Raw genomic sequence first — 11,187 nt, 5'->3', positions numbered from 1 at the left:
TCAGGAATTACTGCATGCCCATTTCCATATCATGGAATAAATCTGTTTTTTTAGAGAGCACAGCGGGTAGCTAGGCCGTAAAGCCATTTCGGGATCCATCTTGCGGGAAAGATGCTGACCACGAAGGAGCTATTAGACCATTAAAAAATATAGAAATGGCTAATAAAATAAATTTAGCATGACGATCGTCTTAAGAATATAAACTTTATCACAGACATACGATTCGTGGAGGCACGAACCATGGCGGCAGAACAAAAAAACGCCCCGAATTTCTTCGAGGCGTTTCATGTATTTAATATTGATTTACTATACCTTTCTTACTCTTCCTGAACCCACAATGGTTTTATCAACGGTAGGATCGCCAGAATAATTTACGCTTCCCGATCCGCTGATTACTGCTCTGATGCTTTCGCTTACAGCGATATTTACAGTTCCTGAACCACTAATGGTGCTGTTTAACGTTTTGGTTGAAAAAGATTTCCCGCTAAAAGTACCTGAACTGCTGATCACCACCTTTGCATGGTCTGCACCACCTGTAATGTTTATTGCACCTGATCCGCTGATTACACCGCTGTAGTTGTCTACATCTGCTGTTGCTTTAATACTTCCCGATCCGCTTAGGGTCGTGGTTAGGCTTCCTGTGCTGATTTTTCCATTTACAGTTAAACTTCCTTCGCCACTTACCGTCAAACTCGCCAACTCTTTTGCAGTTACGTAAGCGGTAATTTTTTTGCCTTCGTATTTTCTAGTCCAGCTTGTAATGCTGGTTTGCGGACGAATGATCAATACATTGCCCTTTACCTCGGTAACAATTGAAGCGATAGCCTCTGCATCGCCTTCTAAACGGCAGCTTTCGGTATTGCCTAAAGTTACGATGATGTTGATTGGACCCGCCCCGGCAACACCGTTAAAGTTTTTAACCTCGCGGTCGTCGCTTTTATTGCTTAATACACTGATGGTTGCACCGTTTTTTGCAGTTGCCTTAATGCCAGCGGTTAGTGTTAATGATGCCAATAATATTGCAAATACTTTTTTCATGATTATAGATTTTATTTTTTAGATGAATAATGGTCTTTTTCTAATAAGACGGTTGTTTTGCCGAAAAGTTGCACAAAGTGAAAATTTATCCTTCGACTCCGCTGTTACCAATATTACCCTTTCTTAGTGTTGATATAAAACAATGGATCGTGCTTGAAATTGTCAGCATTTATACTGGCATCAACCTTAACGGTTTTCCAATCGTTTGTCGGTTTGATTAAGGTATAAGCACCCGTTTTTAATGTTACGCGTACAGGCATATCGAAACCCTTAACATCGGTTAACCAGCGGTAAGATAAAATGCTCTTATCGATTTTATATTCTAAAACAGGAATCTTGGTATAGCGTAAATACTGATCGAAAATCTTATCCAATTTTAAACCGCTCTGTTTCGCCATATAATTTTCGATCTGAGCGGTAGTTACGGTTTGGTGGTAAAATGTTTTGCTTAATCCACGGAGGATCTGCCTGAATTTTTCATCGTTATTGATCAGCTGGCGGATGGTGCTGATCAGGTTTGCACCTTTTGGATACATATCACCTGAACCTTCTTTATTCACGCCGTAAGGACCAATTACCGGGATATCATTACTGATGATTTTCTGGAGTCCGATTACATATTCATCTGCCGCCGCTTTGTTTTCGGTACATTCTGTAAATAATACTTCGGAATAGTTGGTAAAACCTTCATGGATCCACATATCGCCAATATCTTTTGCGGTAATGTTGTTGCCAAACCATTCGTGGCCGCTTTCGTGGATGGTGATGAAATCCCATTTTAAACCATGGCCTGTTCCGCTTAAATCTCTGCCTAAGTAGCCTGCTTTAAACTGGTTGCCATAAGCTACGGCACTTTGGTGCTCCATGCCTAAATGGGGTGCCTCAACCAGTTTGTAGCCATCATTGTACCATGGATAAGGGCCAAACCAGTATTCGAAACATTTTAGCATGGGTTTAACATCAGCGTCCCAATGCGGACGCGCTTTTGCACTATCAGTTTGTAAAGCCCAGTAATCGATGCTTAGTTTACCGTTTTCGCCATCGTAACTATCTTGCCAGTGTGCGTACTTGCCAATGTAAAAGGTTACATCGTAATTGTTGATGGGGTTGCCCACAAACCAGTTGTACTGTTTGTAGCCATCGGGTTTATCGACCGTGTTTCTCAACCTTCCGTTTGATATTTCCTGTAAGGTGTTCGGTACAGTAATGCTGATCAACATGCTGTCTACTTCATCGCTTTGGTGATCTTTATTTGGCCACCATACGCTGGCGCCAAGTCCCTGGCAGGCTACTGAAACAAAAGGATTGCCAGCGGCATCTTTTTTAAAGATAAAACCGCCGTCCCAGGGCGGTGTTTTGGCTACTGTAGGATTGCCTGAATAATAAACGGTGAATTTATCTTTGTTACCTTTTTTTATTGCTTTAGGAAAAGTAACAAAAACAGCATTGTATTCTCGTTTAAAAGGCAAATTGGCACCTTCGTAAACCACCTTTTCCACTTTTAAGTTATCGAAAAGATCGAACTGTAGTTTGGTAAAATCCTGCGTAGCGGTAAAAGCAAATTCGTTGCTTCCGCTTACCGATTTCTGGTCGATATCGACCTTTACATCTAAGTGATAGTAGTTGATGTCGTAACAGGTACGTAAGGGAGTGAGTGTTCCCCGAAGGCTATCTGCCCGGGAGTTTACCTGGTTTTTGCCGAGTAGTTGTGCCTGTGCAACTGAAATGCTGAGGGTAGTTGCAAGGATGAGTAGTAATTTTTTCATTTGTGTATGGGTTGACCAATTTCCGGTTCGTGGAGACACGAACCGGGGCGTGGTATTTTTTATAAACCGTTAAAAACGATTGGCCGTTTACACAGGTGTTAGAAACGCGTGTGCGCGGCGATTGGTGTTATTTTATCACGTCAACTTCGATAAAGCTATCGTTAAATACCGTTTGGGTAGCTTTAATGTAATCTGCTTCTGTTGCTTTATAAGGGTTGTCTACAAATTTTTGTGGGTTACGCGCAAATAAAGGAAATGCGGTACTTTGTACCTGGATCATGATCCGGTGTCCTTTTTTAAAGGTGTGCAATACATCCTGCAATTGAAAATTCACATCGGTTTTTTGATTGGCCACCAAAGCCTCAGGTTTTTCAAAACTGTTTCGGAAACGGGCGGGCATCACTTCCGAACGTACCATTTGCCAGTAATTGCTTAAGGTAATGTTCTTATTTGGCATGTAAGGATTGTTGGGTTCATCTGCAGGGTAAACGTCGATCAGTTTAACGATAAAATCGGCATCGGTACCTGTGGTGGCAATTTTAAGGTGCGACATGATTTCACCACCCAAAGTAATATCATTATCCAGTACCTCGGTTTGGTATACCAATACATCTGGTCTTCTGCCCGCAAAGCGTTGGTCTTCGCTCATGTAGTTGTGTGGCGTAAAACCCAATGTGGTGGTTAAATCTTCAGTATAAGGAACGGGTTTTAGCGGATCGCTGATGTAATTTACGGAACCCGCAGCAGCAGGAGCCGTCATGCTCAGTTTACCGTCGGCACTTAGATATAGTTTTTGTTTGCTTGCTTTTTCTGTCGGCCATTTGGTAAATGTTTCCCATTCTTTTTTGCCCGTATCGAACATATAAGCTTCTGGAAGGCCTGAGTTTTTATCTCCATTGCCTTTTAAGAAATGGTTAAAGAATTTCGATTCGATTTCTTTTTGGTAGAAGGTAGCGATGCTATCACCAAAATATACATTGCTATGCATGGTGTGCCCGGTTTCACGGCTCCATCTGCCATGCCCAAAGGGTCCCATTACAATCGTATTGTACGCATTAGGGTTTTTCTTTTCGATGGTTTTGTAAATATTCAAAGGACCTGATAAATCTTCGGCATCGTACCAGCCGCCAACCAACATCACCGCTGGTTTAACGGTATTGTAATGTTTTAACAGACCACGTTTTTGCCAAAACTCATCATAGTTAGGATGGTTAACAGTTTCCTGCCAGAAGAAGTTATCCTTATAATATTTATCGGCATTGGTTAGTGGGCCAAGATCTAAAGCGAACTGATAACCATCTTTTGTTTTTGGCAAAATCATCTGGTTATTGTACCAGGGTTTTGAAGTGGTATCGGTTTTCTGTACACCAAATACCGGGAAGGTGAAGAAGTAACTCTGTAAGAAGGATCCATTGTGGTGGAAATCATCAAAAAAGAAATCGGAAATCGGTGCTTGCGGCGATGATGCTTTTAAGGCAGGGTGGTTGCTTAGAATTCCTGCTGCGGTATAAAAGCCAGGATAAGAAATGCCCCACTGACCAACTTTACCATTATTATTGGCTACGTTTTTAACCAGCCAATCAATGGTATCGTAAGTGTCTGATCCTTCATCAACATCTTTTTTGCCTTTTTTGTTGTCGATAACCGGGGTCATGTTGGTCCAGGTACCCTCGCTTTTCCAGCGGCCGCGAACATCCTGATAAACGACAATATAACCTTCTTTCATCATCAGTTCTGAAGGGCCTAAACGCGCAGGGAATTTATCTTCGCCATAAGGGGCAACGCTATAACAGGTGCGCTGCATAATCATCGGGTATTTTTTATCCTTTGCCGCATCTTTAGGCGTGTAAATGGCCGTGAAAAGTTTAGTACCATCGCGCATGGGGATGTACACTTCTTTTTTGGTATAGTTGGCTTTTGGATATCCTGCATCGCCCTGCGCAAAGGCAGAAGAGGCTGAAAGCAGGATAATGAGGAGTTTTAAGTATTTCATTTTTAAGAATAATAAGTTAAGAATTTTGGTACTGTTCCGGTTCGTGGGGACACGAACCGGGGCAATGGTATGTTCGGTTTGTTCATCGTTAAAAACGATTTGTAATTAACGCACGCGCGCAGTTTTATTTCAACACTGAAACAGTTATATAAGAGCTGTTATGTACGTCGTGATAAATTTTGTGTGTAGCTTTCTGGAAATCCTGTGGTTCTGCCTGATAAATATCCATAAATTTCTGTGGGTTGCGATCGGCTAAAGGGAACCAGGAATTTTGGATCTGGATCATGATTTTATGCCCTTTTTTGAAAGTATGTGCAACATCTGGCAGTGGATAATCTACCTTGGTAATTGCGCCAGGAACAAAAGCCTCAGGTTTCTCGAAACTGTTGCGGTATTTGCCACGCATAATCTCGCCACGTACCAGCATCTCGTAACCACCCATGATCAGATTTTTCGGGTTCGGTACCGGGTTTGGCGCATCTTCGGGATAAACATCGATCAGTTTAACTACATAATCGGCATCTGTTCCTGTAGTAGAAACTACAAGATTGGCTAAAACCGGGCCGGTTAAGGTAAGGTCTTCCGTTAAGGCATCGGTCTGATAAGTTTTAACATCCGGACGGCGGGCCGCAAAACGCTGATCGTCGATCATATACTCACGCGTACGTTTAGCCTGGATGCCATCCTGATAGGGAACCGGGTTATTCGGGTCGCTTACATATTCGTCCCAGCTATCGGTTCTGCCCACTTTTTCGAAAGCCAGTTTTCCGTTAGGCTGTAAATACAGGTTTCTGCTTTCTACTTCTTGTGGCGGCCATGTTTTAAATTTTTTCCATTCGTTGCTGCCCGTTACAAAAATATTTGCTTCAGCAGCATTAAAATCACCTTCACCTTTTAAATAATGTTTAAAGAAAGGCAGTTCATATTGTTGCTGGTAATCGATACTGGTGGTTTTTCCGAAAGGGATATCACCAAAATAAGAACCATCGCTGCGTACCCAACCGCCATGAAACCAGGGACCGGCCACTAGAATATTATTTGCACCTGGATTCTGCTTTTCGATGGCTTTATAAGTTGCAAAGGTTCCGTAAGCATCTTCAGCATCGAAAAAGCCGCCTACCACCATCACAGCTGGTTTTACACCGGTTAAGTGTGGCGTAATTAAACGTGCTTTCCAAAAGGTATCCAGATTTGGATGTTTAAATAAATCGTTCCAGAATTTAATACTATCTGCAAAATATTTGTCTTTCAGGTTTTTAACCGATCCGGCTTCTAAGTAGAAACGGTAATTGTCCTGAATAGGAAACCGAAAACCTTTTGGGCCTTTATCAGGCGTAATGGGTTTAGGACGGGGAACACCAAAACTGCCCATAAAACTGAAGGCATCCATTAAAAATAAAGTACCTCGGTGATGGAAATCATCACCCATAAACCAATCGGTAACCGGAGCCTGTGGTGAAACGGCTTTTAAAGCCGGGTGTGCATTTGGCAATGATGTGGTAGAATAAAAACCAGGGTACGAAATGCCGTAAATCCCGGCGTTACCATTATTGCCTTTTACATTTTTAACCAGCCAATCGATGGTATCGTAGGTGTCGGTGCTTTCATCAATGGCAGTTTTGTTCTTTTTACCAGTCACTTGCGGACGGATATCGGCAAATGTACCTTCGCTCATCCAGCGGCCGCGTACATCCTGATAAACAAAAATGAATCCTTCGCGCATCATCGCCGGGAAATTACCCAAACTGAGCTTATATTTATCTTCACCATAAGGTGCAACTGTATAAGGTGTACGGTTAATCAGAAATGGATATTTTTTGGATTGATTTTTGGGTATATAAATGGAAGTGAATAATTTAACTCCATCCCGCATGGGGATCTGGCGTTCAATTTTGGTATAGTTTTCTCTAACGTATGCCGAATCAGTTTGCTGGGCTAGTAATTCATTAGAAATAAGCAGACAAAATAGTAGACTGAAAATTCTGGTAAAGTTCATTTGTTTAGTTTTAGAAATAAAATTTAAATATAGGTGATTAACGATTGATTAAAAAAAACACGCCGTAAAAGGTTTGTTAAGATGGAAAACGGAAGAGGTAGGATGGCAGATGTACAATGGAAAATGGGTTTCGACCTTTCCCTTCTGTATCAGCGTTAAATACCAGATGTTTCATTCGTCATCACTTTATCAAAATTTAGTTAAATACTGTTAAGGGATAATCTTTTAAGGATTTTCACCGTCATATAGATAATCGAATTAAACACAATAAAATGAATAGGTTATTAAATAAAGCATGGGTTGTTTTCGCTGCAGCAGCGATGATTGCAACCTTAAGTATCGAAAGCGTTTCTGCACAAAGACCAAGCAGGGGCGGAGGTTCATCCGGAGGGGGCAGATCAGGTTCTATAGGCCCATCGAGAGGTGGAGGTTCTATTTCCAGACAACCTTCTATGCAGGCACCAAACAGAGGCAGCTATTCGCCAGGCAATGGTGGCCGGGGCTCAAGGCCAAATTACAGTTATAACAGACCGGGTAGCCATCCAGTTGTAGGTTATCGCCCGGGATATGGCAGACCAGGTTATGGTAGACCAGGTTACGGTTACCGTCCGGGGTATGGTAGACCTTATTACAGGCCATACTACAGTTATTACAATTTTTACAGACCGTTTTTAGGTTTCAGGATTGGCGTATTGCCTTATGGATATTATCCTTTTTACTATGGTGCCAATCAGTTTTATTATTCCGGAGGTTTATTCTATCAACAAAATGACAGTCAGTATGAAGTGGTAACCCCACCAGTAGGTGCTGAGGTTCCAAACTTGCCATCGGATGCAAATCAGGTTACCATTAATGGTGTTGATTATTACGAATATAAAGGTGTTTATTATACACAAAAAGAAAATGCCGATGGTAAAACCATATATGTGGTGGCCGGAAAAGACGGGGTTTTAAATACAACTGATGGTCCGGTTGATACGCATAATATAGGTGATATTATTGACCAGTTACCAGAGGGATGTAGAGAAGTAACCATTAAAAATGAAAAGTACTTTGTTTCACCTGATGATGTGTACTATGAAGAAATAGTAGACGGAACAAATGTTACTTACCGTGTGATTGGTAAGTTGTTTTAGCAATACGTCATACTGAACTTGTCTCAGTATCTATTTTTGCAAAGAAGCGCAGTCGGATGTTCCCATCCGACTGTTTTTGTTTTGTGTCTTCATCTGTGGCCGAATTTTTTAGCCACGGATACACGGATTGACACGGAGATATTTTTGTAGTCAGTACCTTATCCAGGATATGATTATTCCGTGCTCATCTGAGCCTCCGTGGCAAAAACTATAAATTGTTGCATCAAAAAAACATATTTTTGCAACCTAAACATTTCGATTTGAAACCTATACGCCAATTCTTCTTTGTTTATGCTCTTTTTGCTATTTTACTCTCCTCCTGCTCGGTAACAAAATATGCTGCGGTTAAGCAAGTAGAAACCAATATTTCGTCGGTTAAATTTCTCCACGAATACATCATGCCCTTGAACCCAACTTTCCAGAATACAGTTGTTGGTGGTTTATCAGGGATTGATTATGATGTAAAGCAAAATCAATATTATCTCATCAGTGATGATCCATCGCAGTTTAGTCCGGCCAGGATTTATTCTGCACAGATTGATATTAAAGAAAATAAAATTGATACCGTTCGCATCACTGGAGTTACTTATATGCTGCAGGAAAATGGGAAGCCATATCCTAAATACGGTACCGATAAAAGCGTCAAACCAGATGGCGAATCGGTACGTTATAACCCATTAAACCAACAGTTAATCTGGAGCAGTGAAGGTGAAAGGCTGTTTAAAAACGGAGATACTACAATTGTTCAACCCAGTTTGACTTTTATTTCTACCGAGGGGAAATTCCTGGATACCATTCCACTGCCCAAAGGCTTTCATTTTACCAAAGCGGAGAACGGCCCGCGAAAGAATGCCTTGTTCGAAGGTTTAACTTACGCCGATAATTATAAAACATTATACGCCAGTTTAGAAGAGCCCTTGTATCAGGATGGGCCACAGTCTTCTTTTGGTTACGGCAAAGCCTTAACCCGCATCTTGAAATTCGATGTGGCAACTAAAAGGAATGTTGCCCAATACGCCTATAATCTCGATGCCTTGCCTGTTAAGCCTACCGTCGAAAATGACTGGAATGTGAATGGCATTTCCGAGATACTAGCGGTTAATAATCATACCCTGCTGGTGATGGAAAGGGCCTGGGCGAAAGGACATGATGATCATACCTTTTTAAAACTGTATCTGGCGGATCTGAATGGCGCGGAAAATGAAATCGACAATACATCCTTTGTACAAAATCCACCAAAGCCCTTAACGAAGAAGTTGCTTTTCGATTTTGATACTTTAAACAGGCATATCGATAATTTTGAAGGGGTAACCTTCGGTCCAAAATTACCCAACGGACATCAATCTTTAATTTTTTGTGTAGATAATAATTTCGGAAAAACGCAGGTACAGCAGTTTTTTCTTTTTGAGGTTATTCCCTAATCCAGTTCCAATTTAAAATAGATAATGAGTAAAATAAAAGCGTTGCTTTTCGATTTAGATGGTACATTAATTGATTCGGAAAAGTTTCATTTCGACTGTTGGAATACCTTTTTATGCGATTATGGAGTTGCGATCGATTTTAAAGACTGGCTAAGCAATTACGCCGGAATCCCTTTACCTAAAAATGCAAAGACCATTATCAATCGATATCATATTGATGAAGAATTGGATGGTTTTATCAATAGGAGGGAAAAGATCACTTTTGATGGTTTCAGGTCAACTGATATCGCTTTAATGCCATATGCATTAGAATTTATCCGGTTTGCTTATGAAAAAGGACTTACACTTGCTGTGGTTACGGCCAGTCCTAAAGTTGATGTAGAAGCTGTTTTTGAGCGGAACGGCCTGGCCAAATATTTTAGTCTGTTTATTACCCGTACAGATGTAAGTAACTCTAAGCCGCATCCTGAAAGTTACAATCTTTGTGTGGAACGCCTGGGGTTAGAAAAGGATGAATGTATTGTGTTTGAAGATACCTTAAACGGTGTTAAATCGGCCCTGGCTGCAGGTATTACCTGTTACGCCATTCAGAATAATGTGCGCGCGCACCAAAAACTGAAGATCGCCGATGAGCTGTTCCTCAGTTTTGCAAACGCTAAAACCTTTATGCTGGAAAAAGGATTGATTTAATATGAATATGACCGCTCAGGAAATCTTAAGCCATGTTGGGCAATTCTCCGATAACGAGGTGCTTCTTTTTGAAGAGCATATTGTTCACCGGTCGTTCCATAAAAATGAGGCGCTTTTGCATGTGGGTGAGATTTGCAAATCTGTCTATTTTATTTTATCAGGATCTTTTTATCAATTTCATTCCGATGGGTTAACTGAAACCATTATCGACCTGCATCTGCCAGAAGAGTGGATGTTTAACCATCCCAGCCTGATCAATCAGGCGCCATCCGATACCACGATCAAAGCATTTGAGCAATCGGAAGTGCTGGAATTGAGTTTAATGAACCTGCACAGTCTGATTGCCAGCTCGCAAGCCTTTTTGCGCCTGGCCAGCATTTTCGACCAGACCAGCCACAGGACTTATCTGTTTGACAATGCCCTAAGTCCGATCCAAAAATACAATTACATCAAAAAGGCCAAACCGCCTATCGTGCAGGTTTTTCCGGTTAAAATGATTGCCTCATATCTTAAAATTACTGCGGAAACGTTGAGCAGGGTGAGGGCAAAACACTAAATTTCCTGATCTCGATCAAGCGCTGCTTTTCAAAAAAATATCCATTTTTGAAATAAAAACATATGCTTACAGAAATTAACCCGAAACTTCCGATGCGTGATAAAAGAATCACCAGAGACTTTTATGTCAATCAATTAGGCTTTCAAGATATTGGGACTGCCGACTTTAAGGATTACCTGATGGTACAAAAAGACCAGGTTCAAATTCACTTTTTCTTATTCGAAGCACTCGATCCCAAAGAAAACTACGGTCAGGTTTATATCCGTACCAATGATATTGAGGCACTTTATAAAACAATGTCGGGTGTTAAAGACGGAATTCATCCTAACGGGCACCTGCAGACAAAACCTTGGGGACAAAAGGAATTTGCCATGCTCGACCCGGACAGTAATTTATTAACCTTCGGACAGGGAGTTTAGGTTGGTTCATTGGTCATTAGTAACTGCAAATTGCCAATTGTCTATTTGTCGCTAGTTTATTGATCCATTAGACATTGATTATTGGTCATTGATTTATTGAACATTCCGATTTAAATATTGGTCTGTTGGAATTTATTTAGGAATCTGGAAATGAACGTGCAGTAATTCCTGG

Annotated in this window: 9 protein-coding genes; 5 read left to right on the top strand and 4 right to left on the bottom strand. The window is 41.1% G+C overall.

The window, feature by feature from the left end; translation table 11 throughout:
* Positions 1-306 precede the first annotated feature (306 nt).
* From AC04Q1_RS26370 to AC04Q1_RS26355, 4 genes are all read right to left on the bottom strand, one after another.
* On the bottom strand, positions 307-1,038 hold the full coding sequence (locus AC04Q1_RS26370; protein WP_478367510.1) for a head GIN domain-containing protein: 732 nt from the start codon (positions 1,036-1,038) through the stop codon (positions 307-309).
* 113 nt (positions 1,039-1,151) lie between these two features.
* Complete coding sequence (locus AC04Q1_RS26365; RefSeq protein WP_478367509.1) at positions 1,152-2,804, bottom strand: M1 family metallopeptidase; 1,653 nt, start codon at positions 2,802-2,804, stop codon at positions 1,152-1,154.
* Between the two features lie 127 nt (positions 2,805-2,931).
* The gene (locus tag AC04Q1_RS26360) at positions 2,932-4,797 is read right to left on the bottom strand and encodes a CocE/NonD family hydrolase (protein ID WP_478367508.1); all 1,866 of its coding nucleotides are present in this window, start codon (positions 4,795-4,797) and stop codon (positions 2,932-2,934) included.
* A gap of 124 nt (positions 4,798-4,921) precedes the next feature.
* Positions 4,922-6,793 carry a CocE/NonD family hydrolase gene (locus AC04Q1_RS26355; RefSeq protein ID WP_478367507.1) on the bottom strand — a complete coding sequence of 624 codons (1,872 nt, stop codon included), beginning with the start codon at positions 6,791-6,793 and terminating at the stop codon, positions 4,922-4,924.
* A gap of 272 nt (positions 6,794-7,065) precedes the next feature.
* Between AC04Q1_RS26355 and AC04Q1_RS26350 the strand changes: the two genes are divergently transcribed.
* The 5 genes from AC04Q1_RS26350 to AC04Q1_RS26330 all read left to right on the top strand — a co-directional run bounded on the left by AC04Q1_RS26350 (position 7,066) and on the right by AC04Q1_RS26330 (position 11,015).
* The gene (locus tag AC04Q1_RS26350) at positions 7,066-7,929 is read left to right on the top strand and encodes a DUF6515 family protein (RefSeq protein WP_478367506.1); all 864 of its coding nucleotides are present in this window, start codon (positions 7,066-7,068) and stop codon (positions 7,927-7,929) included.
* A gap of 260 nt (positions 7,930-8,189) precedes the next feature.
* Positions 8,190-9,350, top strand: coding sequence for an esterase-like activity of phytase family protein (locus AC04Q1_RS26345; RefSeq protein WP_478367505.1), 1,161 nt, complete (start codon positions 8,190-8,192; stop codon positions 9,348-9,350).
* A 24-nt stretch (positions 9,351-9,374) separates the two neighbouring features.
* On the top strand, positions 9,375-10,040 hold the full coding sequence (locus tag AC04Q1_RS26340; RefSeq protein ID WP_478367504.1) for an HAD family hydrolase: 666 nt from the start codon (positions 9,375-9,377) through the stop codon (positions 10,038-10,040).
* Position 10,041: 1 nt separating this feature from the next.
* The gene (locus AC04Q1_RS26335; RefSeq protein WP_478367503.1) at positions 10,042-10,596 is read left to right on the top strand and encodes a Crp/Fnr family transcriptional regulator; all 555 of its coding nucleotides are present in this window, start codon (positions 10,042-10,044) and stop codon (positions 10,594-10,596) included.
* Between the two features lie 62 nt (positions 10,597-10,658).
* Entirely contained in the window at positions 10,659-11,015 is a 357-nt protein-coding gene (locus tag AC04Q1_RS26330; protein WP_478367502.1) for a bleomycin resistance protein, read from the top strand.
* The last annotated feature ends 172 nt before the right edge of the window (positions 11,016-11,187 follow it).

It is taken from the genome of Pedobacter humicola, assembly GCF_056490705.1.
Note: the sequence above shows the minus strand (reverse complement) of the source record. Positions and strands in the feature narration are given on the sequence as shown.